Here is a 26,223-nt window from a genome sequence, read left to right as displayed (position 1 = left end):
TTCGGGCGCGCGCTTTTTTGCTTTACGCGGTCTGTGGCTGCGCCGTCTTCTTCACCGGTGGCACCCGCTTCGGCGCAAACGAATCGCTGCGTGCGATCGGCCACCACCGTTCATATAACGAATAGCGGTAGTTGCCGTTGATCAGGTCGTTCGGCTCCAGATACTTGAGCAGTTCCGACATCAACCGCACTTCATGTGACGACACGCGCCGCACGATGTGATGCGCACACAGATCGGCCGGATGTTCGAGCCCGGCGGCTTGAATGATTTCCTGCAACGCGTGCAACGTGTTGTGATGGAAGTTGAACACGCGGTCTGATTTATCCGGCACGACGAGTGCGCGCTGGCGAATCGGGTCCTGCGTCGCGACGCCGGTCGGGCAGCGGCCCGTATGACACGTCTGCGCCTGGATGCAGCCCACCGCGAACATGAAGCCGCGCGCGGCGTTGACCCAGTCGGCGCCGATCGCGAGCGTTCGCGCGATATCGAACGCCGTGATCATCTTGCCGCTCGCGCCGACGCGGATCCTGTCACGCAGACCGATGCCGACGAGCGTGTTGTGCACGAGCAGCAGCCCTTCCTGCAGCGGCACACCGACGTGATCGGTGAACTCCAGCGGCGCCGCGCCGGTACCGCCTTCCGCACCGTCAACGACGATAAAGTCCGGCACGATGCCCGTCTCCAGCATCGCCTTCGCGATGCCGAAAAATTCCCACGGATGCCCGATGCACAGCTTGAACCCGGTCGGCTTGCCGCCCGACAGCGTGCGCAACCGCTCGACGAATTCGAGCAGGCCGCGCGGCGTCGAGAATTCCGAATGCGTGGCGGGCGAGATGCAGTCGCGGCCCATCGGCACGCCGCGTGTTTCGGCGATTTCCGGCGTGATCTTCGCTGCGGGCAGCACGCCGCCGTGTCCTGGTTTCGCGCCTTGCGAGAGCTTGATCTCGATCATCTTCACCTGCGGCTCGTTCGCCTGCTTCGCGAATTTGTCGGCGCTGAACGTGCCGTCGTCATTGCGGCAACCGAAGTAGCCCGACGCGATTTCCCAGATGATGTCGCCGCCATGTTCGCGGTGATATTTCGACATCGAGCCTTCGCCGGTGTCGTGCGCGAAGTTGCCTTTCTTTGCGCCCAGATTCAGCGCCATGATCGCGTTCGCCGACAGCGAGCCGAAGCTCATCGCCGATACGTTGAAGATCGACATCGAGTAAGGCTGCGCGCGCTCCGGTCCGACGACGATGCGAAAGTCGTGGCCGTCGAGTTTCGTCGGTGCGAGCGAGTGGCTGATCCATTCGTGCGCGACTGCTTTCACGTCAAGTTCAGTGCCGTACGGCCGGCTGTCGACATCGTTCTTCGCGCGCTGATAGACGATGCTGCGCTGCACGCGCGAGAACGGGCGCTCGTCGGTATCGCCCTCGACGAAATACTGACGGATCTCCGGGCGGATGAATTCGAACAGGAAACGGAAGTGGCCCCAGAGCGGGTAATTGCGCAGGATCGCGTGACGTTCCTGCGTCAGATCGAAGAGGCCGAGCGCGACCAGCGCAAGCGGCACGATGAGCCAGAACCACGAGATGTGATGCAGCGCGGCGAGCGTTGCGCAGGCGGCCAGCAGCAGGACCGCGCACCACATCGCCACATAACGTCGAGAGAACATGAAGGCTCCATTGCAGTGAATATCACCGCAGCGGGACGCCCAGCGCCGGGGTCGCGAGGCGTCGGCACGGACGGAGTCCGCTGCGGGTTAAACGAACGACTGCTTTCTTTCTGATACTTTTGTTAAAGCAAACGGCCGGCGGCGCAGATCACGTGTTGAACATCGTGCGGCGGCGCGAACGGGCGCGCCACGTCCCGTTGCGCGAGAACGGACGCGAAGACGCAGGCTCGCTTGCAGACCGAAGCCTAACGCGCCGTCAGTAATGCTGCAGTCTGCGGTGCACGCGCGACCGGCTGTGCGGTCGCCGCGTGTTCGATGATGCCGCCGCCGAGACACACTTCGCCATCGTAGAGCACCGCCGATTGCCCCGGTGTGACAGCCCATTGGGCGTCGTCGAAGTGCAGGCCGAAATGGCCGTCAGCGAGATCCGCGGTGCTGAATGTACAGGCCGCGTCGGCCTGGCGATAGCGCGTCTTGGCTCCGCACGCGAAATCTTCCGACGGCGGCTCGCCCGCAACCCAGCTGGTGTTCCCCGCGCTCAGCGAATGGCTCAGCAGCCACGGATGATCGTGTCCCTGCGCAACATACAGCGTGTTCGACGCGATGTCCTTACCCGCGGCGAACCACGGCTCGCCGCTGCCTGACCGGCTGCCGCCGAGGCCGATGCCCTTGCGCTGGCCGTAGGTGTAAAACGCGAGGCCAATGTGCTCGCCGACGACCTTGCCCTCCGGCGTCTTCATTGGACCCGGTCTGGTCGGCAGATAGCGGTTGAGGAATTCGCGGAACGGCCGTTCGCCGATAAAGCAGATGCCGGTCGAGTCTTTCTTTTTCGCGTTCGGCAGACCGATCTGTTCGGCAATCTCGCGCACCTTCGTCTTCGGAATTTCGCCGAGCGGGAAGAGCGTTTTCGAAAGCTGCGCCTGATTCAGACGATGCAGGAAGTACGACTGATCCTTCGTGTGATCGAACGCCTTCAGCAGTTCGAAGCGGCCTGCATTTTCGCGCACGCGCGCATAGTGGCCCGTCGCGATGGTTTCCGCGCCAAGCGACATTGCGTGATCGAGGAACGCCTTGAACTTGATTTCCGCGTTGCACAGCACGTCCGGATTCGGCGTGCGGCCCGCCGAGTATTCGCGCAGGAATTCGGCAAACACGCGGTCTTTGTATTCAGCGGCGAAGTTGACCGCCTCGACGTCGATGCCGATCAGGTCGGCCACCGAGACGACGTCGATCCAGTCCTGCCGCGTCGAGCAGTACTCGCCGTCGTCGTCGTCTTCCCAGTTCTTCATGAAAAGACCGACGACGTCGTATCCCTGTTCCTTCAAGAGCCATGCCGTCACCGACGAATCGACGCCGCCCGACATGCCTACGACTACTTTCTGCTTGCTCATTTTCTGTCTGCTACTTCTACGTGCTAACTGATCGGGGTGGCCCGACCGAGTGCGTGTGCACGAAGTCGAGCGGAATGCGCCGGCCTGCGAGGTAATCGTCGATACATTGCATCACGAGCGGCGTGCGATGCCGCTCGGGGCACGCGCGCAACTCTTCGGCGCTCATCCACACCGTGCGGACGATATCGGAATCGAGCGCGCGATCCGCCGCGGGTTCGCCGCTGCTGCCGCAATAGGTGAAGCGCAGATACGTCATGCCTTCGCTTTGCGGCCGCGCGAAATGCGTCATGTAGACGCCGACGAGCGCCTCGGGCGTGAACGGATACGCGGTTTCTTCGAGCGTTTCGCGGATCACGGCCCCGGCGAGGGTTTCGCCCGCTTCCAGATGGCCGGCCGGCTGGTTCAGCCGGAGTCCGCCGTCCGTATGTTCCTCGACGATAAGAAAGCGCCCGTCGCGCTCGACGATTGCCGCTACCGTGACGTGTGGAGCCCAGGATTCCGGTTTCATGGGACCGCATTTTACCGTCTATGGCGAAGGGCTGCCCGAAGGGAGTCCGCGGGTGCTCCGCGGACGGCCGGCGCGCCCGACAGGCCGGAGATTGACGATTCGGATACCCGGATCGTCCCTAATTTCGGCGCGGCCCCAGGTTTCGGTTAAAGTGAGGCGTTTAGCCGATGCAATTGCAAGCCGGCGTGCCTCGTCGGCAGAACTGTACGAAATAACAGGAAGTCGAGGAGGATTCAACGATGCACATCGGAGTGCCAGCCGAGACGCGAGCGTACGAAACCCGCGTTGCCGCCACGCCCGAGACGGTTAAAAAGTACGTTTCCCAAGGCCACAGAGTCACGGTTCAAAGCGGCGCCGGCAACGGCGCGAGCTTTCCCGACGACGCCTTTGCGGCCGCCGGGGCCGAACTTGTCGACGCGCAGACCGCGTTCGGCGCCGATCTCGTTCTCAAGGTCCAGTCGCCGACCGACGCCGAACTGCCGCTGCTGAAACGCGGCGCGACGCTCGTCGGCATGCTCGATCCCTTTAATTCAGAAAACTCATCAAAGCTCGCCGCTGCTGGCGTGAGCGCATTTGCGCTCGAAGCCGCGCCGCGTACGACGCGCGCGCAGAGCCTCGACGTACTGTCGTCTCAAGCCAACATTGCGGGCTACAAGGCGGTGCTGCTGGCGTCGACGTTGTATCCGCGCTTCATGCCGATGCTGATGACCGCTGCCGGTACCGTGAAAGCGGCGCGCGTGCTGGTTCTCGGCGCGGGTGTCGCGGGGTTGCAGGCGATTGCGACGGCGAGGCGTCTGGGCGCGGTGATCGAAGCGTCCGACGTGCGGCCGGCGGTGAAGGAGCAGATCGAATCGCTCGGCGGGAAGTTTCTCGACGTGCCCTACGAAACCGACGAAGAGCGCGATGCCGCGCAGGGCGTCGGCGGCTATGCGCGGCCGATGCCTGCGAGCTGGCTTCAACGCCAGGGCGCGCTGGTCCACGAACGCGCGAAGCAGGCGGACATCGTGATCTCGACCGCGCTGATTCCGGGCCGTCCCGCACCGACGCTGATTTCCGTCGAAACCGTGCAGGCGATGAAACCCGGCTCGGTGCTGATCGATCTGGCCGCCGGCCGTGGCCCCGAGTACGAAGGCCAGCGCGGCGGCAACTGTCCGCTGACGGAGGCCGACAAGGTCGTCACGAAATTTGGCGTACAGATCGTCGGCTATACGAATCTGGCATCGATGGTGCCGGCCGACGCGTCCTCGCTCTACGCGCGCAACCTGCTCGACTTCCTGAAGTTGATCATCACGAAGGAAGGCGCACTGAACATCGATCTTGCGGACGATATCGTCGCGGCCACGCTTCTCGCCCGCGACGGCGCCGTGACACGCCAGGCATAGCAACGATGTTGCATGGGACCGGAGTAAGTGCTTTGCATGAGACCAGAGTAGCGCGCTGAAGCGCGAACTCTGGTCGACAGCTAAAGCGCCAACTCTGGTCGACCGCGATAAGACTGCATGGGACCAGAGTAGGCGCTAAAGCGCCAACTCTGGTCGACAAAGGAGAAGGGAATGGAAGTCATCAACCATACGGTGATCAACCTGATCACCTTCGTGCTGGCGATCTACGTCGGCTACCACGTCGTCTGGAATGTGACGCCCGCACTGCACACGCCGCTGATGGCGGTGACGAACGCGATTTCCGCGATCGTGATCGTCGGCGCAATGCTGGCCGCGGGGCTCACGCTTGGCGACACCGGCAAGTTCTTCGGCACGCTGGCCGTGGGGCTCGCGGCGGTGAACGTGTTCGGCGGGTTCCTTGTCACGAGGCGAATGCTCGAGATGTTCAGGAAGAAAGAGCCGAAGAAGCTGACGGCACCTGGCAACACCGCGAAGGAGAACGCGTAATGAGCCTGAACGTCGTCACGTTGTTGTACCTCGTTGCGTCGGTGTGCTTTATCCAGGCGCTCAAAGGGCTGTCGAATCCGAAAAGTGCGCGTGCCGGGAATGTGTTCGGCATGGTCGGGATGGCGATCGCGATCCTCACGACCATCGCGCTGATCACAAAGCAGGCTGCCGGACTCGGCTCGAATCTCGCGCTGGGTCTCGGGCTGCTGTTTGCCGCGCTGATCGTCGGCGGTGCGATCGGGGCATTCGTGGCCGCGCGCGTCGAGATGACGAAGATGCCAGAACTGGTGGCCGCGATGCACTCGCTGATCGGTCTCGCGGCGGTGTGTATCGCGTATGCGGTGGTGTCGGAGCCGGCCGCGTTCGGACTCGGTATCGAGGATGCGCCGTACGAAGGCTTCCTGCCGTACGGCAACCGTGTTGAGCTCTTTATCGGCACGTTCGTCGGTGCGATCACGTTCTCCGGGTCGGTGATCGCATTCGGCAAGCTGTCGGGCAAGTACAAGTTCCGGCTCTTTCAGGGCGCGCCGGTTGTCTATGCGGGACAGCATCTGATCAACCTGATGCTCGCCATCGCGATGCTCGGCTTCGGCGTGATCTTCTTTCTCACGCAGGCGTGGCTGCCGTTCATCATCATGACGCTGATCGCGTTCGCGCTCGGTGTGCTGATCATCATCCCGATCGGCGGCGCGGACATGCCGGTGGTTGTCTCGATGCTCAATTCGTACTCGGGCTGGGCGGCGGCGGGCATCGGCTTCTCGCTGAACAATCCGATGCTGATTATCGCGGGTTCGCTCGTGGGTTCATCGGGTGCGATCCTGTCGTACATCATGTGCCGCGCGATGAACCGGTCGTTCTTCAACGTGCTGCTGGGCGGCTTCGGCAATGCGCCGGGCGCGGCGGCGGCCGGTTCGGCGGAACAGCGGCCGGTGAAATCCGGCTCTGCGGAAGATGCGTCGTTCATGATGGGCAACGCGGAAACGATCGTGATCGTGCCGGGCTATGGTCTGGCGGTGGCGCGTGCGCAGCATGCGTTAAAGGAGCTGACCGACAAGCTGGTCGAGAAGGGCATCGAGGTGAAGTACGCGATTCACCCGGTGGCCGGACGGATGCCGGGGCACATGAACGTGCTGCTCGCGGAAGCCGAAGTGCCGTACGACATGGTCTATGAAATGGACGACATCAACGGCGAGTTCGGTCAGGTCGACGTGGTGCTGGTGCTTGGCGCGAACGACGTGGTGAATCCGGCGGCGAAGAACGATCCGGCGTCGCCGATCGCGGGCATGCCGATCATCGAGGCGTACAAGGCGCGCACGGTGATCGTGAACAAACGCTCGATGGCGGCAGGCTACGCCGGGCTCGACAACGACCTCTTCTACATGGACAAGACGATGATGGTCTTCGGCGATGCGAAGAAGGTGATCGAGGATATGGTGAAGTCGGTGGAGTGAGGGTTGATGCGCCGGTTCTCTCGCGGCGGCTTGATTGACCGCGGGGCCGGCGTTCCCGGTTGCCTGTTGCGGGCGCCGGTTCCAGACGGTCGTCAGGACATGCGCCTGACAAACGTGCCTGGACATGCACGGGCCCGCTCACCGTGGCTTCGCGCCCACGTGCCGCATGAAATCCGCCAGCCGGCGGCCTTCCATATCGGGAAACGCTTCATGCAATTCGACGTCCTGCATGCGCTCGACGTCGAAGTTGCGAAACCCTTCGCGCAGTTCGCACCACGCTCCGATCGTCCAGCGCGCGCCCCAGTAGACAAGCCCGAGCGGCCACACGCGCCGCTCCGTCGCGGCTTCGTTCCGGTCGAGATAGGCGAAGCTCACCACGCGGTGATCGTCGATGGCGCGATGCAGCGTGTCGACTTTCTTCGAAAACTCTCCCTTGACGTGAAACGATGGCGCAAAGAAAGGCGCGCGTTCGAGCGTCGCGCGCTTGTCCGCGGGCATCGCGGAGGCGATCTTTGCGAGCGCGCCGCGCGCGCCCGACGCGAAACTCGCGCCGCCCCACGTTTCGAGCATCCGCGCGCCGGCGGCGAGCGCGGCGAGTTCTTCAGTGGTGAAGGTAAGCGGCGGCAGACTGGCCGTGCGGCTCAGCCGGTAGCCGATGCCCGCTTCGCCCTCGATAGGCACGCCGGAGAGTTGCAGGTCGCGCACGTCGCGGTACACCGTGCGCGGTGAGATATTCAGCCATTCGGCCAGTTGCTGCGCGGTGGTGAGTCGCCGGCCGCGCAGCAGTTCGGCAATCTGGAAGAGGCGGTCAGCGCGACGCGTCATCGGGGATGTCTTGCGTAGAGGCAACATGGCAGGAAGGACTCCGCGATGATAGCGCCGCATGACACGCTCCGGTCGACTGCAAGCGGCCTGGCCGCCTGGCCACTCAGCCGTTGTGCTGCGAATGCAGGCCGATGCGGTTGCCTTCGGTATCGGTAATAAACGCGATGTAGCCGATATCGTGCGGCAACTGGATGGCCGGTCCTTCGACCTTGCCGCCCGCTTTCTCTACGCGTGCGAGCACGGTGTTCACGTCAGGCGTGGCGTTGAGGTAGACCATCGTGCCCGCCGCCGACGGCTTCAACGACGTGCCGCCGAGGACGCAACCGCCCGTCGCTTCCTCGCCGTAGGTGAACACGGCAATCGGTTGACCGAAGTCTTCGCGGCGCATCGGGCTGCCGAGCACGGTTTCGTAGAAACGGACGGCGCGATCGAAATCGGTCGACGGAATTTCAAACCAGGCGATAACGCGGGAATTAGCTGCTGACATGACACGCTCCTTGGTGGATCGCCCGTCCGTGCGAGATGCCGGATGGCGTGACTGGAGTGTGCTGCCGGGCTACTGACAGCGTTCTGTCAGTAGCCCGAGGCGGTCATCAAACGCGGGAGAAATAAAAAACGCGGCGGACGGGGCACATGCCCGCCGCCGCGCTTTTTCGAAGCCGCTTTTTCGAAGTGAGAGTGGCCGGCGGCGTCAGCCTTGCCCTTCAGCTTTCCCGGCTGCATCGGCCGCGTGAGCAGCAGGCCGCTGACGCACGCTGCCCGCAATCAGGTCGAAGCGGAACAGGCGGCATTCGAGCGCGCCGTTGAAGAGCGGCGTCTTGGTCGATTCGCGCAGGCGCATTTGCCCTGGCAACTTGCGATCCGATGTCAGGACGAACGCGTGCCAGCCGGTGAAGCGCTGCTTGAGCGCGTCGCCAAACGCCTGGAAGAACTCGCTGTCGGGCGCATCGGTATGGACGCGTTTAAAGCCTTCGTCGTCGCGGCCTTCACGACCCTGGCGGCTCTCGCGGCCGGTCTCGCGCACTTCGCCGCGCGGACCCCGCCCACGCACCTCGATCCGCTCGCCATACGGCGGATTTGCGACGAGGATGCCCGCCGCGCTCACGGGCGGCGTCATGCCGCGCGCGTCGACCTGCTTGAGCGGTACGTTGAGGCCCGCGCGCTCGAAGTTCGCGCGTGCCTTGTCGAGCATATCGCCGGAAATGTCGCTGCCGAAGATCTGCAGATCGGCGCGCGAGTCACGGGCAGCGCGTTTTGCATCGACGGCGGCGACCTTCAGCGCCTGCCATGCATTGACGTCGTACTGCCTCAGGCGCTCGAAGCCGAACCGGCGTTCGACGCCTGGTGCGATATTGAGCGCGACCTGCGCCGCTTCGGCGAGGAACGTGCCGCTGCCACACATTGGATCATAGAGCGGCGTGCCAGCGGTCCAGCCTGTCAGACGCAGGATGCCCGCGGCGAGGTTCTCGCGCAGCGGCGCCGCACCCTTGTCGAGCCGCCAGCCGCGCTTGAAGAGCGGATCGCCGGACGTGTCGAGATACAGCGTGCATTCGGTCGCGGTGAGGAACGCGAACACACGCACGTCGGGCTCAGCTGTATCGATGCTCGGACGCGCGCCGCTCTTTTCGCGCAGACGGTCGCAGATCGCGTCCTTGACGCGTAGCGTCGCGAATTCGAGGCTCCGCAACGGCGACTTGATCGCCGTTACGTCGACGCGCAGCGTTTCGTTAGCCGAGAACCACTTTTCCCAGTGCTGTTCGAGCGCGAGCGCGTAAATGTCCTGTTCGCTGCGATACGGGCGATGGGCGATCTTCAGCAGCACGCGGCTTGCGATCCGCGAATGCAGGTTGGCGGCCATGCCGGCGGCCCATCCTCCGCGGAAATGCACGCCGCCTGGGACCTGCGCACCGGGCTCGAAGGGGGCGCCGCCCAGATGGCGCGCGCCGATCTCGGCGAGTTCGGACGCCAGGGCGGCTTCAAGGCCGCGTGGGCAGGGGACGAAAAAATCGAAGGACATTGAGGTTGCCGGAAGGCCTGGAGGGAAGCCCGTATTGTACGCGGTCGGCGGGAGCGCTTAAGGCCGTCGTGCCGGGCAGGCGGACAAGGCGCGCCGCGCGGCTGGCGGGAATCCAGCGCGGTTCGTTGCTTTATACCGTTGGCGGCAGGGCGCGCGGCGGTCGCGCGTGATGGCTGAAGGACGCCACCGGAGGCTTCCTTCAGGCGGAAGCTTCCGGCAACTGTCTTGTCCAGATGGCCGTGACCACCCGCGTCAGGCCGCCGGCGCTGCCGGCGACATCGCCGCGGGACACGGCACCTTGATCGCACCGGCACCCGCACTCGTCGCCATGCCTGACGACGCGCCCTTTGCGGGCGTGGCCGCCCGCGTCGGCGGCAGGGCGGCGAGCGCCTGCACGCCCGCGGCGATCTCCGTCGAGATCTGCTGCACCGCGCGACGGTGACCGTCCGTCAGTGCGTCGTAACCGCCCGCGACCGGCTCGCTCACGACGCTGCGGCACGCTAGCACCGCCTGCGTGCGCACGGCGCGCACGCTCCAGACGGCGTCGATCAGCGCATGCGAGCCCGGCCACGACTCGAAGCGCTGCACGTTGACGCTCACGCGATACACCGGCACGCCTTCCGGATAAGGCGTGCCGTAGACGTCGATTGCGCCCAGCTGGCTGGTGAGATTCGACGACAGCGCGCGGCGGATCTCGTCGCCCGGCAGCGATGCCCAGCGTTCCTGTTCGAGCACCTGAACCTGGGTCGGACCCGTCTGCACGACGAACTGGTATTTCGCGACCTGCGGCGGCACGTCGACCGGTGGCACTTCGATCAGCAGCGCCGGGCTCCCGGCGCTGCGCGCGGTAGCCGGCGCGTCGGTGGCATTGAGCGTGTAGAAGTGGCTCGTCGGCGACGCGCAGCCCGCGAGCGCGAGCACGCCAGCGGCAACAACGGAAGGAACGCCGACACGGACAGCGGGACGTGCAGACGCGCGGGAAACAGCGCGGCCAACAACGCGGCTAACGGCGCGCGCCGGATGAAAGAGCCGGGCGAACATCATGGTTTATCTCCTGTTTTGCCGCGCAGCAGCGATTCCGGGTGACGCTCGAGGTAGTCCGACAGCGCGTTCAGCGACTGCAGCGTGCGGGTCAGTTCCTGCAGCGCCTGATGCACATCAGATTGCAGCGGCGAGTCCTGCTGCAACGTCGCCTCGGCCGAGCCAAACGTCTGCTTCGCCGCGGCCAGGGTGTCGCGCGCCGCCGGTACGACTTCGGAATCGAGCCGCTTGAACAGCTGGTCGGCGTTCTTGAGTGCGGTGTTCAGGTTGCTGCCGATCTGGTCGAACGGCACGGCGTCCAGCTTCTTCGCGATATCGGCGACCTGCACCTGCAGTTCGTCGAGCGAGTTCGGGATCGTCGGCAACTCGATCGGATCGCGGTTGACATTGATCGTGGCCGCCGGCGCCTTCGGGAAGATATCGAGCGCGATGTACAGCTGGCTCGTGATCAGGTTGCCCGTGCGCAACTGGCCGCGCAGACCGTCCTTGACGAGACGTTCCAGCAGTTCGTGACTGGCGACGCTGCCTGGTTCGGGAACCGGCCCACTGGCACGTCGCGAGAGGCGTCCCGGGTAGATGTTAACCATCACCGGCATCTTGAAGTTACGCGCCTTCGGATCGTAGTCGATGCCGATGGCCGTCACCTCGCCGAGCACGATGCCGCGGAAGTCGATCGGCGCACCCACCGACAGCCCGCGCAGCGACTGGTTGAAGTTCATCACCACGCGCAGCGGCTCGCCGTCCGGATCGCGCATGGCGTCGGCCTGATCGGAGCCGAGACGGAAGGTCATGTTGTTCGGCGCCTGCGGGCCCGGCGGCTGCCCCTGCGGCGACTGGAACGCGAGGCCGCCGACGATCAGCGTCGCGAGCGACTGCGTGTTCAGCTTGAAGCCGCTCGAATCGAGCCGCACGTCGACGCCGCTTGCATGCCACCAGCGCGAGTTCGTGCCGACGTACTGGTCGAACGGCGCGCTGACGAACACCTGCATCGTCACGCCGGTGCCGTCCTTGTCGAGCGAAAAGCCCACGACCTGGCCAACCTGCATACGCCGGTAGAAGATCGGTGAGCCGATGTCGATCGAGCCGAGTGAGTCGCCGCGTAGCGTGAACTGGTGACCTTTCTGGTCGCCGGTAACGGGTGGTGGCGTCTCCAGCCCGACAAAGTCTTTCTGCGTGTCGTCGGTGCGGCCGGGGTCAACGCCGATATACGCGCCCGACAGCAACGTGCTGAGGCCCGACACGCCGCTCGCGCCGACGCGCGGCTTCACAACCCAGAAGCGCGTACCTTTTACCGCGAAGTCTTCGGCTTCTTTCGTCAGTTGCACTTCGACGCTCACGTGCGAGAGGTTCTTCGCGAGCGTGATCGTCTTCACGGAGCCGACGTCGACGTCCTTGTACTTGACCTTGGTCTTGCCAGGCTCGAGCCCTTCGGCAGTCGTGAAGCTGATCGTGATGGTCGGCCCCTTGCCGGACACCGACTTGATGACGAGCGCGACGCCGATCAGCGCTGCGATCAGCGGGATCACCCAGACGAGCGACGGCAACCAGCTGCGGCGCGGTGGCTCGATATCGGGTTCCGGCAGGTCGGGTGGCGGATTCGGTCCTTGCGGGCTATTCATGGTTTGATCCCTGAAGTTTTTTTATCTTTGCGTTCATCGACGTAATCCCAGATGAGACGCGGATCGAACTGCATCGAGGCCAGCATCGTGAGAACCACCACCGAGCCGAACGCGAGCGCGCCCGGACCGGCGGTGATCACGGCGAGCGAGTTGAAACGGACCAGCGCGACAGTCAGCGTCACGACGAATACGTCAAGCATCGACCAGCGGCCAACGCGCTCGACGATCCGGTACAGCTTCGTGCGCTGGTCGGGCCGCCATTTCGAGCGGCGCTGCGCGGTGACGGTCAGCAGCACCAGCACGCTCAGCTTGAGCATCGGCACCAGGATGCTGGCGATGAACACGATGACGGAAAGCGGCCAGTCGCCCGAGGTCCAGAAGTAGACCACGCCGCTCATGATCGTGTCGTCCTCGGCGCCGACGAGCGATGCCGTATGCATCACGGGCAGCAGGTTCGCCGGAATATAAAGCAGCGCCGCGGAGAGCAGAAGCGCCCATGTGCGTATCAGGCTGTCGGGGCTGCGCCGATGCAGCGTCGCGCCGCAGCGCGAGCACTGTTGCGGCGCAGCCGATGGCCGCCAGGGTTCGACCCGCGCGCATGCATGGCAACTCACGAAACCGGCGCGTTTTGCTGTGATGTATTTCATCCGGATTTCATCCCTGATGCGGTGCGGGCGGCTGGCCGGCGGCTCGCGCGGCTCTCAGGCGCCGGATCCGCCGCAGGCGTTCTCTTGGCAGCGTATCGGCGATATCCCACAGCGTGCGCGGATCGAACGTGACGACCACCGCGAACATCAGCGTCAGCACGCCGAAGGCGAAGAGGGCGGCTTCGGGAGTCACGCGCGCGAGGCTGATCATCTTGACGATGGTAATCAGCACGCCAAGCATGAACACTTCGATCATGCCCCACGGCCGCACGAACTGGATCGCGCGCAGCACGAGGTTGAAGAGCGGCGGCACGTAACCCGCGCGAACGGGCACCAGCACGTACAGGAGGGCGAGGAGTTCGGTGAGCGGAAACAGCGTGGTCGAACAGAAGACCATCACCGCGACGATCTGCATGTTCTCGTTCCACAACGCGACGATCGCGCCGAACAGCGTGGTTTGCGAGGTGATACCGCTGGTTTCGAGTTCGACGATCGGGAACGCCTGCGCGACGAGGAATGTGATGAGCGCGGCCAGCGTCATCGCGACGATACTGTCGATGCGCGTCGACGCGCTCCGGTAGAGCGTCGCCTTGCAGCGTGGACAACGGGCCATCGCGCGACGGTCGAGCCGCGGTTTGCGGAACAGCGCGTCACACTCGTGGCACGCGATCAGGTGGTCATGTTCCATGTATGAGTGAAGACGGACGACGTGGACAGGAACCCGTAGAAAAAACCAGCACAACCTTTCGCTGATGTTCACGAAGACAGCGGCACAGGCGCGAAACCACTGAACACTTTGCCTGAAGCCCGCGCCATGTTACCAAACCGCCCGCTCGATGCATTTCAAAATTGCGCCGCCGGACCGTGGAAGGCCTTGGCCGGCGGCTCGCACACGCGTCGGACCCTTTCCGGCCCCAAATCGTTCCATTGATGCGACGGACTGTTGCACGGGCGTTCCAGCCAGCTTTAACGGCTTGCGGTAGCATGGCGGCCTTGGCGTTGTCATTCGCCAGGCGGCTGCGACGTCGCCGGTCCGACTGCGTCGGGCTGCATCGCCGGGGCCGCTGGAATAAGCGCTCCAGCCGCTCCGTTAACCTTGTTTGCGTCCGCTCCGTCATGGCACCTCGCTCTTCCCTTGCGGCGCCCAGCGCCCCCGACAGTTACACGCGGACCGCGATCGCGTTTCACTGGCTGATCGCGTTGCTGATCGTTTGCGGGTTCGCGCTCGGCTGGGTGATGACCGACATCCCAGGTTTCACGCCCACCAAGCTGCGCTATTTTTCGTGGCACAAATGGATCGGCGTGACCGTGTTCGCCCTCGCCGTGGTGCGCATCCTGTGGCGCGCGACGCATGTCGCGCCGGCGCTGCCGGCCGGCATGGTCGCGTGGCAGCGGATCGCCGCGGAGGTCGTTCACGTGCTGTTGTATGTGCTGATGATCGCGATTCCGGTTTCGGGCTATCTGTACAGCTCGGCATCGAATATCCCGGTTGTATATCTTGGCCTCGTGCGTCTGCCGCTGCTGATTTCGCCGGACCCGCACCTGAAGGCCATCCTCAAGGTCGTTCACGTGACGCTCAATTACGGCCTGCTCGCACTCGTCGTGCTGCACGTCGCAGGCGCGCTCAAGCATCAGTTGCTGGATCGCGACGGCCTGCTGTCGCGCATGATTCCTTTCCTCAAATAGGACACTTATGAAGGTTTCATTTCATCGCACCCTGCTGACGGCTTTCACGGCCGTTACGTTGACCGCCGCGGGCAGCGCGCTCGCCCAGGTCGACGTGGCGAAAAGCACCGTCACGGCGACGTCGAAACAGATGAACGTGCCCGTCGAAGGCAAGTTCGGCAAGTTCACCGCGCAGATCACGTTCGATCCGGCCAAACCGACCGCGGGCAGCGCGCAGCTTTCGATCGACACCGGCAGCTACGACCTCGGCGACGAGAGCTATAACGACCAGGTGCGTGGCAAGGAATGGTTCGATTCGAAGGCGTACCCGACCGCGACTTTCGCCTCGAATGGGATCGCGCCGGCGGGCGGCAACCAGTTCAAGGTGACCGGCAAGATCACGATCAAGGGCAAGTCGCAGACGGTCACCGTGCCCGTGACGGTCACGCAGCAGGGCTCGACGCAGACGTTCGACGGCTCGCTGCCGGTCAAACGCTCGCAGTTCGATGTCGGCACGGGCGAATGGAAAGATACGTCGGTCGTGGCCGATGACGTGGTCATCAAGTTTCATATCGTTGCAGCACACAAGTAATCGTTATCTGTCATAACCCGTGATTCGTTGTTATTGCGCCGACGTCCCGCGCGGCGCACCTGGATACCTGAAGGAGCATGAATTGAAGAAACATCTGCTGATCGCCGCACTGGCGTCGACCCTCTCGATCGGCGCATTCGCCGCCGATACCTATCAACTCGACCCGGCGCACACGTTCCCGAGCTTCGCGGCTGACCACTTCGGCGGCCTGTCGGTATGGCGCGGCAAGTTCACGAAGAGTTCGGGCACGGTCACGCTCGATCGCGCCGCGAAGACCGGCACGGTTGAGGTCACGGTCGATCCGACATCGGTGAGCACGGGCAACACGAAGCTCGACGATCACCTGAGGACGGACGCCTTCTTCGACGTGGCGAAATTCCCGGCTGCGACCTACAAGGGCACCGAGATCAAATTCGACGGCGACAAGCCTGCTGAAGTGATCGGCACGCTGACGATGCATGGCGTGACGAAGCCGGTGAACCTGAAGGTCGAATCGTTCAAGTGCATGCAGCATCCGGTGCTCAAGCGCGAAGTGTGCGGCGTGGAAGCCAGCACGACGTTCGATCGCGCGGACTTCGGCATGGACTTTGGCAAGACGTACGGCTTCAGCATGCAGACCAAACTGCAGATCCAGGCTGAAGGCATCAAGCAGTAAGCCTGTTTGACGATGTCTCGCAGGCGTGCTCGCCTCGCGTAGTGCGGGCAGCGCGTCTGGCGCAAAAACCGCTTCGTTCGCCTTGCGACGAAGCGGTTTTTTTATTGTGCTTTCAGCGTTGCCGCGGCGGGTTGGGACTCCGCCGCCTGCTCGCGTAAAGTTTATTTTTCAGGTACATAGTGGCGCTACCGCCTGACTGGTTGTGCGCGCATCCAGTCCGGCGATGAAACGACTCGCGCGCACAGGGAGACCTGAATGAATGCAACGACGGCCGCAAGCGCCGCGGCGGCACGCCACAGTTCATGGCGCATCGTAGTCGCCGCGTCGATCGGCAATGCGCTGGAATGGTTTGACCTGGTCGTCTACGGGTTTTTCGCGGTCGTCATCTCGAAGCTGTTTTTTCCCGCCGGTAACGACACCGTTTCGCTGCTGTTGACGCTCGGCACGTTCGGCGTGTCGTTCTTCATGCGGCCGCTCGGCGCTTTCGTGCTCGGCGCGTACGCCGACCGGGCAGGGCGCAAGGCCGCGCTGACGCTCTCGATCCTGCTGATGATGGTCGGCACGTTGATCATCGCGATCCTGCCCACATACGAAACGATCGGCATTGCAGCACCGCTGATCCTCGTGCTTGCGCGGCTGATGCAGGGCTTTTCCGCCGGCGGCGAGTTCGGCAGCGCGACGGCGTTTCTCGCCGAGCATGTGCCCGGGCGGCGCGGCTTCTTTGCCAGCTGGCAGATCGCGAGCCAGGGGTTGACCACGCTGCTCGCCGCGCTGTTCGGATTCGTGCTGACAGGCAAACTCTCGCCTGAGCAGATGATGTCGTGGGGCTGGCGCGTGCCATTCGCCTTCGGGCTCCTGATCGGACCGGTTGCCTGGTACATCCGCACCCGTCTCGACGAGACGCCCGAATTCCTCGACGCCGAAACCACCACGACGCCGTTGCGCGACACCTTCGCCAGCCAGAAGCTGCGGCTCTTGATCGCGATGGGTCTGGTCGTGCTTGGCACGGTATCGACCTACCTTGTGCTCTTCATGCCGACGTACGGTGTGAAGCAACTGGGGCTGTCGCCTTCGGTATCGTTCGCGGCGATTTTGCTGGTCGGTGTCATTCAACTGGCGTTCGCGCCGGTGGTCGGGCACGTGTCCGACCGTCATGGGCGCACGGGAATCATGCTGGCGTCGGCGGTGCTGCTGCTGGTGCTGATCTATCCGGCGTTCGCGTATCTCGTCGCGCATCCGACGTTTGAAACGCTGATCGCGATACAGATCGTGTTCGCCTTTCTGATGACGGGCTACTTCGGCGCGCTGCCGGGATTGCTGTCCGAGATGTTCCCGGTGCAGACGCGTACGACGGGCATGTCGCTCGCGTACAACGTCGCGGTGACGATTTTCGGCGGGTTCGGCCCGTTGATCATCGCGTGGCTGATCAGCGCGACCGGGACCAAAACCGCGCCGGCCTTTTACATGATGTTTGCGGCGGTGATCAGTTTGATCGCGCTGATTGCTGCCCGTCGCAATCCTGGTTTCAGGTGATTCGATTGCGTGATACGCCGTAAAAGGCAAGCGGTAAACGACAAAGGCCGGTTCTTTCGAACCGGCCTTCTTTATGCGCCTTACATTGCAGCAGGGGGCGGGTGTTTAAACCTCTGCGCCTGCGTTTGGATCGCTCGGATCGTGACGTTCCTTCTTGTCCTTGATCAGGTCTTCACGCTTCACACCCAGCCACATCGCGAGCGCCGCGGCGACGAACACCGACGAGTAGATACCGAACAGAATACCGACCGTCAGCGCCAGTGCGAAGTAGTGCAGCGTCGGGCCGCCGAACAGGAACATCGACAGCACCATCATCTGCGTACAGCCGTGCGTGATGATCGTGCGCGACATCGTGCTGGTGATCGCGTGGTTGATGACTTCGATGACCGTCATCTTGCGTTCGCGGCGGAAGGTCTCGCGAATCCGGTCGAAGATAACGACGGATTCGTTCACCGAGTAACCGAGCACCGCGAGCACGGCCGCCAGCACCGACAGCGAGAACTCCCACTGGAAGAACGCGAAGAAGCCGAGAATGATCACCACGTCATGAAGGTTGGCGATCACGCCAGCGACGGCGTACTTCCATTCGAAGCGGAACGACAGATAGATCACGATGCCGATGACCACGCACGCAAGCGCGAGGAGGCCGTCGGTAGCGAGTTCCTTGCCGACCTGCGGGCCGACGAACTCGACGCGCTGCAACTGCGCCTGTGAGTTATCGGCCTTCAGCGCGCCCATCACCTGATCGCTTTGCTGCGCGGACGTGAAACCCTGCTTCAGCGGCAAACGGATCAGCACGTCGCGTGAGGTGCCGAAGTTCTGCACCTGCGCGTCAGCGTAACCGAGCTTGCTGAGCGTGTTGCGCAGTGGCTCGAGCGGCACGGCCTGCGGATACTGCACTTCGACGACCGTGCCGCCGGTGAATTCCACCGAAAGATGCAGTCCGCGATGCACGAGGAAAAACACAGCGGCAATGAACGTCAGCAGCGAGATCGCGTTGAAGATCAACGCGCGCTGCATGAGCGGAAGGTCTTTGCGGATGCGGAAAAATTCCATGGTCTCTTTCTCCGGGACTCAGCGGGATGAACCCGGTTTCCGGGGCGCAGTGCCCGGATCGTTACGACGGCGGACGACCGGTTTGCCGGTGCGCGCCGCTGCCTTCGCCGCATTCGCTTTGGCAGCCGAGCTTGTGCTGGCGGCAGCGATGGCTTTAGCCGTGTCGGTCGCGGCGTCGCCGTTGCCGAGGTACGCAGCGTCGCCTTCGAGGGGCGTCGGACGCCACACCTGACCGATCGCCAGCGACTTCAGCTTCTTCTTGCCGCCGTACCAGACGTTCACGAGACCGCGCGAGAAGAACACCGCCGAGAACATCGACGTCATGATGCCGATACAGTGCACGACCGCGAAGCCGCGCACCGGACCGGAACCAAACGCGAGCAGCGCAAGGCCAGCGATCAAGGTGGTCACGTTCGAGTCGAGAATCGTCGCCCATGCGTGCGAGTAGCCGTTCTGGATGGCCAGTTGCGGCGGCGCGCCGTTGCGCAGCTCTTCACGCACGCGCTCGTTGATCAGCACGTTCGCGTCGATCGCCATACCGAGCGCGAGCGCGATAGCGGCGATACCCGGCAACGTCAACGTGGCCTGCAGCATCGAGAGAATCGCGATCAGCAGCAGCAGGTTCACCGACAGCCCGATCATCGAGATCAGACCGAACAGCATGTAGTACGCGATCATGAAGACGGCAATCGCCGCGAAGCCCCACACGACCGAGTGGAAGCCCTTCTTGATGTTGTCGGCGCCGAGGCTCGGGCCGATCGTACGTTCTTCGATGATGTCCATCGGCGCGGCCAGCGAACCGGCGCGCAGCAGCAGCGCGAGATCGGTGGCGGCTTGCGGCGTCGGCTGGCCGGTGATCTGGAAGCGGTCGCCGAGTTCGGACTGGATCGTCGCGACCGTCAGCACTTCGCCCTTGCCCTTTTCGAACAGCACCATCGCCATCGGCTTGCCGATGTTGTCGCGCGACACGCTGCGCACTGCGCGGCCGCCGGCCGAATCAAGGCGGATGTTCACAGACGGACGCTGATGCTCGTCAAAGCCCGACGACGCGTCGATAATCCGGTCGCCCGTGAAGATGATCTGCTTGCGCAACAGCACCGGCGTTTGCGCGCCCTGCGTGAAGAGTTCATCGCCCGGCGGGACCGGCTCGTTCGGGTTCGGATGCGTGTTCACCGGGTCGGCCAGACGCGCTTCGAGCGTCGCCGTACGGCCGATGATGTCCTTCGCCTTCGCCGTGTCCTGCACGCCCGGCAGTTCGACCACGATGCGGTCGGAGCCTTGCTGCTGGATCACCGGTTCGGCAACGCCGAGTTCGTTCACGCGGTTGTGCAGCGTGGTGATGTTCTGCTTGAGCGCCGCGTCTTCGACGGTTTTCTGCACCGCCGGCGTGAACGTGCCGACGAGTTGCACACCGCCCGCCGGATTCGGCTGCGAGGCCCACTGGAGTTCGTTGATGCTCGATGCGAGCTGCTTGCGCGCGGCTTCGGCGACATCTGCGTCGGCGAAATTCACGACCACCGTCTGGTTGACGCGGTTCACGCCGCCATCGCGGATGTTCTTGTCGCGCAGCAGCGTGCGGGCGTCGGACGCGTCGGAGTCGAGCTTCTTGTTCAGCGCGCCGGCCATGTCGACTTGCAGCAGGAAGTGGACACCGCCGCGCAGGTCGAGGCCGAGATACATCGGCAGCGCGTGCAGCGCGGTCAGCCAGGCCGGCGACGCGCTTTGCAGGTTCAGCGCGACGATGAACTGCGGATCCGTCGGATCGGCGTTCAGCGACTTCTGCAGCAGGTCTTTCACGCGCAGTTGCGTGTCGGTATCCGTCAGACGCACGCGGATGTTCGCGTTGGTCGACGTGTTGTCGAACGTGACGGCGTCAGGCTTGATCTGGCTTGAAGCGAGTGCCGATTCGACCAGCGCGAGCGTGGACGAGTCGAGCTTGACCGTGACTTTGCCGCTCGACACCTGGACCGCCGGCGCTTCACCGAAGAAGTTGGGCAACGTGTACACGAGGCCGATGGCGAGTGCCACCAGCATCACGACATATTTCCAGAGGGGGTAACGATTCATGGGGATGGCCCAACGGGAAGGTTGGCCTGGAAGCCTGGTCTAAACGCCGGGCTTCCAGGCAATGCGTCCGGCGATGAGCGCGGGAACCGTGGCGTGAGCCATGTGCGGTTCCGGCGAGGCCGCGCCGGACGCGACAGAGCAGGCCTTACAGCGACTTGATCGTGCCTTTCGGGAGAATCTGGGTCACCGATGCTTTCTGCACGGTGATTTCAGTGCCTTCGGAAATTTCGACGCCAACGTAAGCATCGCTCACCTTGGTGACCTTGCCGACGATGCCGCCGTTCGTGACGACTTCGTCGCCCTTCGCCATGGCGGAGAGCATGTTGCGGTGTTCCTTCTGGCGCTTCATTTGCGGACGGATCATGATGAAGTACAGCACAGCGAACATCAGGATCAGGGGCAGGAAGCTCATCAGGCTCGATTCTGCGCCACCGGTGCCTTGCGCGAAGGCATTGGAAATGAACGACACGTTGGTCTCTCCGTTATAACGATCAAAAAAAGCAGCCGGTTATTCTACCACCGGCCATAGGTCGCGACTGCACATGAAATGCGCTTTCCGATCAAGCTGTTATTTGCGATAAGCGCAGTTCAATCGCATATCGCGAAAGATAATTGTAAGGTTTGTGCCAGCGCACCGACGGATTCTTCTGTTGATATCGCCGGCAGCGTTGGTGGGCGGGCTTTTGCGCGTTCTGCCCTGTGTTCGTGCGGGGCCCGCCGTGTCGTCAGGCTGGCCCGTCGACGCCTCGCGCCCGGTTTTCGTGGAACAGCTTCCTGAACGCGTCGAACATATGCGCTTCGATTGCGTCGCGCATTTCCTGCATCAGTTCGAGGTAGTAGTGCAGGTTGTGGATCGTGTTCAGCTGCGCGCCGAGGATTTCGCCGACGCGATGCAGATGATGCAGATAGCCGCGCGTAAAGTTGCGGCAGGTGTAGCAGCCGCACTGCTCGTCGAGCGGACGCAGCGAGTTCTTGTGCGTCGCGTTGCGGATCTTCACGTCGCCGAAACGGGTGAACAGCCAGCCGTTGCGCGCGTTGCGGGTCGGCATCACGCAGTCGAACATGTCGATGCCTGCCGCGACGCCCGCGACCAGATCCTCCGGCGTGCCGACGCCCATCAGGTAGTGGGGCTTGTTTGCCGGCAGCTTCGGGCCGATGTGGTTCAGCACGCGCATCATGTCTTCCTTCGGTTCGCCAACCGACAGGCCGCCAATCGCAAAACCGTGGAAGTCGATCTCCGACAGACCCGCCAGCGATTCGTCGCGAAGATCCTCGAACATGCCACCCTGAACGATGCCGAAGAGCGCATTGGGATTGCCGAGCCTGTTGAATTCGTCGATCGAGCGCTTTGCCCAGCGCATCGACATGCGCATCGAATCGGCGGCTTCCTGCTGCGAGGTCGGCACGTTGTCGGTGGCGTACGGCGTGCATTCGTCGAACTGCATGACGATGTCCGAATTCAGCACCTTCTGGATCTGCATCGACACTTCGGGCGACAGGAACAGCTTGTCGCCATTGATCGGCGACGCGAACGTGACGCCATCTTCGGTGATCTTGCGCAGATCGCCGAGCGAAAACACCTGAAAACCGCCCGAATCGGTCAGGATCGGTTTTTTCCATCCCATGAAGGCGTGCAGGCCACCGTGCGCGGCAATCGTCTCAAGACCCGGACGCAGCCACAGGTGAAACGTGTTGCCGAGGATGATCTGCGCGTGCATCTCTTCGAGTTCGCGCGGCTGGACCGCCTTCACGGTGCCGTAGGTGCCGACCGGCATGAAGATCGGCGTTTCGACGACGCCGTGATTCAGCGTCACACGCCCGCGGCGCGCCTCGCCGTCGGTGGTGAGCAGTTCGAACTTGAGGCCGTTTTCCGGGCGTCCGGTTTGCGTCGCGTGTTGATGACCGTCGGTCATGAAAAACTCCTGTGCCACCGGAAAACAGTCCGGCGCAAATGATGAATGCCGTCGCGCGAAGGGCGCGGTGGCGGATTGAGATTGCCTGTTACCTGATGTGAATCACGAATCGCGTCGCGTCAGCAGCATCGCGTCGCCGTAGCTGAAAAAGCGGTAACGCGCTTCGATTGCGTGGGCGTAGGCGGCGCGAACCGTGTCGATACCGGCAAAAGCCGACACGAGCATCAAAAGCGTCGACTTTGGCAGATGGAAGTTCGTCACGAGCCGGTCCACGATGCGGAAGCGGTAGCCCGGCGTGATGAAGATGTCTGTCTCGGCGCTCGTTGCGGCGAGCGCATGGCCGGCTTCGTCGGCGGCGCGCGCGGCGGCTTCGAGTGCGCGCATCGAGGTGGTGCCGACCGCGATGACGCGATTGCCGCGCGCTCTGGTCGCCGCGATGCGGTCAACCAGCGTCTGCGGCAACTGATACCACTCACTGTGCATCTTGTGCTCGGCGAGGTTCTCGACCCGCACCGGCTGGAATGTGCCAGCGCCGACATGCAGCGTCAGCGTCGCGCGTTCGATACCTTTGTCATCAAGTCGCGCCAGCAGCGACGCGTCGAAGTGCAGCCCGGCGGTCGGTGCGGCCACCGCGCCCGGGTTTTGCGCGAACACGGTCTGATAGCGCGTTTCGTCGGTCGCGTCGGGGTCGTGCTCGATGTACGGCGGCAACGGCAGACGGCCGTACTGCTCGATCAGCGTCAGACAGTCGGCGGGGAAGTGCAGCGTGTAGAACGGCTCGACGCGCTCACCGACTGTTACGTCGAACGCATCGGCAAGGCGCAGCGTCGTGCCGGGCGCCGGGCTTTTGCTGGCGCGGATCTGCGCCAGTGCGGTCGTTTCGCCAGTCAGCCGTTCGACCAGCACCTCGATCTTGCCGCCACTGGCTTTCTGGCCGAGGAAGCGGGCCTTCAGGACTTTGGTATCGTTGAAGACCAGCAGATCGCCAGGCGCAATGCAGTCGGGCAGTTCGGCGAAGCGTCGGTCGTTAAGGCGCGCGGGTTCAACCGTGCCGTCCACTTCGAGCAGACGGCTGGCACTGCGTTCGGGCAACGCGGTCTGCGCGATCAGCTCGGGCGGCAGGGTGAAATCGAAATCGGAAAGCGTGAACATGCGGACGGGCTGATGTGAATCGATACTGAATTGAACCGGTGCCGGGCGGCGAGCGGCTATGATTGCGAAACATTGCTGCGGCAGGCTGTGCGTTGACCCGTCGGGTCCACCAGCACGGCGGGCGCGCGGCATCGCTGCGACACCTTTGAAAGCCGATATTGTACTTGCGAAGCGACTCATGCCCTTGTCCGAACGCCGCCTGCCTGCCGACACCGAAGAAGTGAGCGCCGCGCCGAAGCGCCGCGCCGCGCGCGGCAAGGCGGCTGTGGCGACATCACTGGCGGAAGCGGACAGCACAGTCAGCGCGAAAAAGCCTGCGCCCGCGCTGACAAAAACCGCCGACAAGCTCGCCAAACTCGGCCTCACGCGCGACATCGATCTCGTGCTGCATCTGCCGATGCGCTACGAAGACGAAACCTCGCTCACGCCCGTCGGAGAGCTGCTGCCGGGCGGCATGGCGCAGACCGAAGGCGTCGTGTTCGACAACGAGATCGCTTATCGCCCGCGTCGCCAGTTGCTGGTCAAGCTGCGCGACGATGCCGGCGACGAACTCGTGCTGCGCTTTCTCAACTTCTACGGCTCGCAGGTCAAGCAGATGGCCGTCGGCCAGCGGCTGCGTGTGCGCGGTGACGTGCGCGGCGGCTTCTTCGGGATGGAGATGGTGCATCCGGCGGTGAAAGTCGTCGAAGAAGAAACGCCGCTGCCGCAGGCGCTCACGCCGGTGTATCCGAGCACGGCAGGCGTCACGCAGGCGTATTTGCGCAAGTCGATTGATAACGCGTTGTCGCGCACGTCGCTGCCTGAACTGCTGCCCGTTCCGATCGCGCAGGCGTATCTCCAGCCGCTGGGTGTGCCGCCATTGATCGACGCGGTGCGCACGCTGCATCACCCGAACGCGGATTCCGACGAGTACGCGCTGATCGACGGCACGCATCCCGCGTGGACACGCATCAAGTTCGAGGAGCTGCTCGCGCAGCAGATGTCGCTCAAGCGCGCGCACGAGGAGCGTCGCACGCGCGCGGCGCCTGCAATGCCGCGTCGCGGGCCGACGGATTCCGCTGCGCTCGTCACGCGTCTGCTCGAAGCGTTGCCGTTCTCGCTGACGGGCGCGCAGCAGCGCGTCGGCGCCGAGATCGCGCAGGATCTGACGCAGCCGCACCCCATGCAGCGTCTGCTGCAGGGCGATGTCGGCAGTGGCAAGACGATCGTCGCCGCGCTCGCGGCCGCGCAGGCCATCGACGCCGGCTACCAGGCCGCGCTGATGGCGCCCACCGAAATCCTGGCCGAACAGCACGCACGCAAGCTGCGCGGCTGGCTCGAGCCGCTCGGCGTGAGCGTCGCGTGGCTTGCCGGCAGTCTGAAAGCGAAGGACAAGCGCGCCGCGCTCGAAGCGGCGGCGTTGGGCACCGCGCATCTTGTGATCGGCACGCACGCGATCATCCAGGACGCAGTCGAGTTCGCGCGGCTTGGCCTCGTGATCGTCGACGAACAGCATCGCTTCGGCGTCGAACAGCGGCTCGCGCTGCGCGCCAAGGCGCGGAACGCCGCCGACGGCGCACGCGATTTCCAGCCGCATCAACTGATGATGTCGGCAACGCCGATTCCGCGCACGCTGGCGATGACCTATTACGCGGACCTCGACGTTTCCACGATCGACGAACTGCCGCCCGGCCGCACGCCGATCCTGACGAAGCTCGTTTCCGACGCGCGCCGCGAAGAAGTGATCGGGCGTGTGCGCGAGGCGGCGCTCACCGGGCGTCAGGTGTACTGGGTGTGTCCGCTGATCGAGGAAAGCGAGACGCTGCAGCTGCAAACCGCCGTCGAAACGTACGAAACGCTGGTCGCGGCCTTACCGGAGCTGAACGTCGGCCTTGTTCACGGACGCCTGGCGCCGGCTGAAAAGGCCGCCGTCATGGACGCCTTCACGCGCAACGAAGTGCAGTTGCTGGTCGCGACGACGGTGATCGAAGTGGGCGTCGACGTGCCGAATGCGTCGCTGATGGTGATCGAGCACGCCGAGCGCTTCGGTCTTGCGCAGCTTCACCAGTTGCGCGGGCGCGTTGGGCGCGGCAGCGCGGCTTCGGTGTGCGTGCTGCTCTACACCGGGCCGCTGTCGCAAACCGCCCGCGCACGGCTTCAGACGATGCGCGAAACGACCGACGGCTTTGAAATCGCGCGGCGCGACCTCGAAATCCGCGGTCCAGGTGAGTTTTTGGGCGCACGGCAGTCGGGCGCGGCGATGTTGCGATTTGCCGATCTCCAGCAGGACGGCTGGCTGATCGAACCGGCGCGCGAAGCGGCCGCGCGTCTGCTCGACGAATACCCGGATGTCGTCACGCAGCACCTCGCGCGGTGGCTCGGTGCGCGGGAACATTATCTGAAGGCTTAGCGCGCGCTGGCGGGCCGCAACGCGGTCCGTAGCGGCCTGCAAGCCCAGCCGGAAAGCGGCGCAAACCGCTCCGCCCCCAATCAAAATCAATCCGGGTTGGCGAATTGGCCCCATAGGTGTATAACAGAAACCTATCGAATCCATCGCGCTGATTGG

The 26,223-nt window shown here is 63.8% G+C and carries 23 protein-coding genes; 8 read left to right on the top strand and 15 right to left on the bottom strand.

The window, feature by feature from the left end; all coding sequences use genetic code 11:
* Positions 1-22: 22 nt before the first annotated feature.
* From P3T21_RS08215 to P3T21_RS08205, 3 genes are all read right to left on the bottom strand, one after another.
* Entirely contained in the window at positions 23-1,657 is a 1,635-nt protein-coding gene (locus P3T21_RS08215; RefSeq protein ID WP_429255423.1) for an FMN-binding glutamate synthase family protein, read from the bottom strand.
* Positions 1,658-1,902: 245 nt separating this feature from the next.
* On the bottom strand, positions 1,903-3,048 hold the full coding sequence (mnmA, locus tag P3T21_RS08210) for a tRNA 2-thiouridine(34) synthase MnmA (protein WP_429255422.1): 1,146 nt from the start codon (positions 3,046-3,048) through the stop codon (positions 1,903-1,905).
* A 16-nt stretch (positions 3,049-3,064) separates the two neighbouring features.
* On the bottom strand, positions 3,065-3,556 hold the full coding sequence (locus tag P3T21_RS08205; RefSeq protein WP_429255421.1) for an NUDIX hydrolase: 492 nt from the start codon (positions 3,554-3,556) through the stop codon (positions 3,065-3,067).
* Between the two features lie 239 nt (positions 3,557-3,795).
* Here P3T21_RS08205 and P3T21_RS08200 point away from each other — a divergent pair, with 239 nt between their 5' ends.
* From P3T21_RS08200 to P3T21_RS08190, 3 genes are all read left to right on the top strand, one after another.
* The gene (locus P3T21_RS08200; protein WP_429255420.1) at positions 3,796-4,938 is read left to right on the top strand and encodes a Re/Si-specific NAD(P)(+) transhydrogenase subunit alpha; all 1,143 of its coding nucleotides are present in this window, start codon (positions 3,796-3,798) and stop codon (positions 4,936-4,938) included.
* A gap of 171 nt (positions 4,939-5,109) precedes the next feature.
* On the top strand, positions 5,110-5,445 hold the full coding sequence (locus P3T21_RS08195) for an NAD(P) transhydrogenase subunit alpha (protein WP_429255419.1): 336 nt from the start codon (positions 5,110-5,112) through the stop codon (positions 5,443-5,445).
* Positions 5,445-6,896, top strand: coding sequence for an NAD(P)(+) transhydrogenase (Re/Si-specific) subunit beta (locus tag P3T21_RS08190; RefSeq protein ID WP_429255418.1), 1,452 nt, complete (start codon positions 5,445-5,447; stop codon positions 6,894-6,896). Before P3T21_RS08195 ends, P3T21_RS08190 begins: the two co-directional genes overlap by 1 nt.
* A 138-nt stretch (positions 6,897-7,034) precedes the next feature.
* Here P3T21_RS08190 and P3T21_RS08185 read toward each other — a convergent pair whose 3' ends face one another.
* The 7 genes from P3T21_RS08185 to P3T21_RS08155 all read right to left on the bottom strand — a co-directional run bounded on the left by P3T21_RS08185 (position 7,035) and on the right by P3T21_RS08155 (position 13,733).
* Positions 7,035-7,781, bottom strand: coding sequence for a helix-turn-helix transcriptional regulator (locus tag P3T21_RS08185; RefSeq protein ID WP_429255417.1), 747 nt, complete (start codon positions 7,779-7,781; stop codon positions 7,035-7,037).
* 43 nt (positions 7,782-7,824) lie between these two features.
* Positions 7,825-8,208 (bottom strand): VOC family protein, encoded by a 384-nt coding sequence (locus P3T21_RS08180; protein WP_429255416.1) that lies wholly within the window; start codon positions 8,206-8,208, stop codon positions 7,825-7,827.
* Positions 8,209-8,412: 204 nt separating this feature from the next.
* Positions 8,413-9,738 (bottom strand): THUMP domain-containing class I SAM-dependent RNA methyltransferase, encoded by a 1,326-nt coding sequence (locus tag P3T21_RS08175; RefSeq protein WP_429255415.1) that lies wholly within the window; start codon positions 9,736-9,738, stop codon positions 8,413-8,415.
* A 252-nt stretch (positions 9,739-9,990) separates the two neighbouring features.
* A complete protein-coding gene (locus P3T21_RS08170; RefSeq protein WP_429255571.1) occupies positions 9,991-10,779 on the bottom strand; it encodes a PqiC family protein in 789 nt (262 codons plus the stop codon).
* Positions 10,779-12,398, bottom strand: coding sequence for an intermembrane transport protein PqiB (locus P3T21_RS08165; protein ID WP_429255414.1), 1,620 nt, complete (start codon positions 12,396-12,398; stop codon positions 10,779-10,781). Before P3T21_RS08165 ends, P3T21_RS08170 begins: the two co-directional genes overlap by 1 nt.
* A complete protein-coding gene (locus tag P3T21_RS08160) occupies positions 12,395-13,045 on the bottom strand; it encodes a paraquat-inducible protein A (protein ID WP_429255413.1) in 651 nt (216 codons plus the stop codon). Before P3T21_RS08160 ends, P3T21_RS08165 begins: the two co-directional genes overlap by 4 nt.
* A gap of 7 nt (positions 13,046-13,052) precedes the next feature.
* A complete protein-coding gene (locus tag P3T21_RS08155; protein ID WP_429255412.1) occupies positions 13,053-13,733 on the bottom strand; it encodes a paraquat-inducible protein A in 681 nt (226 codons plus the stop codon).
* Between the two features lie 428 nt (positions 13,734-14,161).
* Here P3T21_RS08155 and P3T21_RS08150 point away from each other — a divergent pair, with 428 nt between their 5' ends.
* From P3T21_RS08150 to P3T21_RS08135, 4 genes are all read left to right on the top strand, one after another.
* The gene (locus P3T21_RS08150; RefSeq protein WP_429255411.1) at positions 14,162-14,731 is read left to right on the top strand and encodes a cytochrome b; all 570 of its coding nucleotides are present in this window, start codon (positions 14,162-14,164) and stop codon (positions 14,729-14,731) included.
* Between the two features lie 7 nt (positions 14,732-14,738).
* The gene (locus P3T21_RS08145) at positions 14,739-15,302 is read left to right on the top strand and encodes a YceI family protein (RefSeq protein ID WP_429255410.1); all 564 of its coding nucleotides are present in this window, start codon (positions 14,739-14,741) and stop codon (positions 15,300-15,302) included.
* 94 nt (positions 15,303-15,396) lie between these two features.
* A complete protein-coding gene (locus P3T21_RS08140; protein ID WP_429255570.1) occupies positions 15,397-15,957 on the top strand; it encodes a YceI family protein in 561 nt (186 codons plus the stop codon).
* Between the two features lie 255 nt (positions 15,958-16,212).
* Positions 16,213-17,490: an MFS transporter gene (locus P3T21_RS08135; RefSeq protein ID WP_429255409.1), complete on the top strand. Its 1,278-nt coding sequence runs from the start codon at positions 16,213-16,215 to the stop codon at positions 17,488-17,490.
* A gap of 105 nt (positions 17,491-17,595) precedes the next feature.
* On the opposite strand, the gene secF is transcribed toward P3T21_RS08135, so the two are convergent.
* The 5 genes from secF to queA all read right to left on the bottom strand — a co-directional run bounded on the left by secF (position 17,596) and on the right by queA (position 23,678).
* On the bottom strand, positions 17,596-18,546 hold the full coding sequence (gene secF, locus P3T21_RS08130; RefSeq protein ID WP_429255408.1) for a protein translocase subunit SecF: 951 nt from the start codon (positions 18,544-18,546) through the stop codon (positions 17,596-17,598).
* Positions 18,547-18,564: 18 nt separating this feature from the next.
* Positions 18,565-20,613 (bottom strand): protein translocase subunit SecD, encoded by a 2,049-nt coding sequence (gene secD / locus P3T21_RS08125; protein WP_429255407.1) that lies wholly within the window; start codon positions 20,611-20,613, stop codon positions 18,565-18,567.
* Positions 20,614-20,758: 145 nt separating this feature from the next.
* Entirely contained in the window at positions 20,759-21,082 is a 324-nt protein-coding gene (gene yajC / locus P3T21_RS08120) for a preprotein translocase subunit YajC (protein WP_228874238.1), read from the bottom strand.
* A gap of 256 nt (positions 21,083-21,338) precedes the next feature.
* Positions 21,339-22,526 (bottom strand): tRNA guanosine(34) transglycosylase Tgt, encoded by a 1,188-nt coding sequence (gene tgt, locus P3T21_RS08115; protein ID WP_429255406.1) that lies wholly within the window; start codon positions 22,524-22,526, stop codon positions 21,339-21,341.
* A 102-nt stretch (positions 22,527-22,628) separates the two neighbouring features.
* A complete protein-coding gene (gene queA / locus P3T21_RS08110; RefSeq protein WP_429255405.1) occupies positions 22,629-23,678 on the bottom strand; it encodes a tRNA preQ1(34) S-adenosylmethionine ribosyltransferase-isomerase QueA in 1,050 nt (349 codons plus the stop codon).
* Positions 23,679-23,856: 178 nt separating this feature from the next.
* On the opposite strand from queA, the gene recG reads away from it, so the two are divergent.
* The gene (recG, locus tag P3T21_RS08105; RefSeq protein ID WP_429255404.1) at positions 23,857-26,067 is read left to right on the top strand and encodes an ATP-dependent DNA helicase RecG; all 2,211 of its coding nucleotides are present in this window, start codon (positions 23,857-23,859) and stop codon (positions 26,065-26,067) included.
* Positions 26,068-26,223 lie beyond the last annotated feature (156 nt).

The sequence above is a fragment of the Paraburkholderia sp. GAS334 genome (assembly GCF_050436625.1).
Lineage (GTDB): Bacteria > Pseudomonadota > Gammaproteobacteria > Burkholderiales > Burkholderiaceae > Paraburkholderia.
This window is presented reverse-complemented; position numbering and strand designations above follow the sequence as displayed.

Bases quoted from the DNA above. Each gene is read 5' to 3' on its own strand.
- P3T21_RS08180 (WP_429255416.1), bottom strand. From the start codon at position 8,208: ATGTCAGCAGCTAATTCCCGCGTTATCGCCTGGTTTGAAATTCCGTCG.
- P3T21_RS08200 (WP_429255420.1), top strand. From the start codon at position 3,796: ATGCACATCGGAGTGCCAGCCGAGACGCGAGCGTACGAAACCCGCGTT.
- P3T21_RS08205 (WP_429255421.1), bottom strand. From the start codon at position 3,556: ATGAAACCGGAATCCTGGGCTCCACACGTCACGGTAGCGGCAATCGTC.
- P3T21_RS08135 (WP_429255409.1), top strand. From the start codon at position 16,213: ATGAATGCAACGACGGCCGCAAGCGCCGCGGCGGCACGCCACAGTTCA.
- P3T21_RS08195 (WP_429255419.1), top strand. From the start codon at position 5,110: ATGGAAGTCATCAACCATACGGTGATCAACCTGATCACCTTCGTGCTG.
- P3T21_RS08145 (WP_429255410.1), top strand. From the start codon at position 14,739: ATGAAGGTTTCATTTCATCGCACCCTGCTGACGGCTTTCACGGCCGTT.
- P3T21_RS08170 (WP_429255571.1), bottom strand. From the start codon at position 10,779: ATGTTCGCCCGGCTCTTTCATCCGGCGCGCGCCGTTAGCCGCGTTGTT.
- mnmA (WP_429255422.1), bottom strand. From the start codon at position 3,048: ATGAGCAAGCAGAAAGTAGTCGTAGGCATGTCGGGCGGCGTCGATTCG.
- secF (WP_429255408.1), bottom strand. From the start codon at position 18,546: ATGGAATTTTTCCGCATCCGCAAAGACCTTCCGCTCATGCAGCGCGCG.
- P3T21_RS08150 (WP_429255411.1), top strand. From the start codon at position 14,162: ATGGCACCTCGCTCTTCCCTTGCGGCGCCCAGCGCCCCCGACAGTTAC.
- tgt (WP_429255406.1), bottom strand. From the start codon at position 22,526: ATGACCGACGGTCATCAACACGCGACGCAAACCGGACGCCCGGAAAAC.
- P3T21_RS08155 (WP_429255412.1), bottom strand. From the start codon at position 13,733: ATGGAACATGACCACCTGATCGCGTGCCACGAGTGTGACGCGCTGTTC.
- secD (WP_429255407.1), bottom strand. From the start codon at position 20,613: ATGAATCGTTACCCCCTCTGGAAATATGTCGTGATGCTGGTGGCACTC.
- P3T21_RS08175 (WP_429255415.1), bottom strand. From the start codon at position 9,738: ATGTCCTTCGATTTTTTCGTCCCCTGCCCACGCGGCCTTGAAGCCGCC.
- P3T21_RS08165 (WP_429255414.1), bottom strand. From the start codon at position 12,398: ATGAATAGCCCGCAAGGACCGAATCCGCCACCCGACCTGCCGGAACCC.
- P3T21_RS08215 (WP_429255423.1), bottom strand. From the start codon at position 1,657: ATGTTCTCTCGACGTTATGTGGCGATGTGGTGCGCGGTCCTGCTGCTG.
- P3T21_RS08190 (WP_429255418.1), top strand. From the start codon at position 5,445: ATGAGCCTGAACGTCGTCACGTTGTTGTACCTCGTTGCGTCGGTGTGC.
- queA (WP_429255405.1), bottom strand. From the start codon at position 23,678: ATGTTCACGCTTTCCGATTTCGATTTCACCCTGCCGCCCGAGCTGATC.
- P3T21_RS08185 (WP_429255417.1), bottom strand. From the start codon at position 7,781: ATGCGGCGCTATCATCGCGGAGTCCTTCCTGCCATGTTGCCTCTACGC.
- P3T21_RS08160 (WP_429255413.1), bottom strand. From the start codon at position 13,045: ATGAAATACATCACAGCAAAACGCGCCGGTTTCGTGAGTTGCCATGCA.
- recG (WP_429255404.1), top strand. From the start codon at position 23,857: ATGCCCTTGTCCGAACGCCGCCTGCCTGCCGACACCGAAGAAGTGAGC.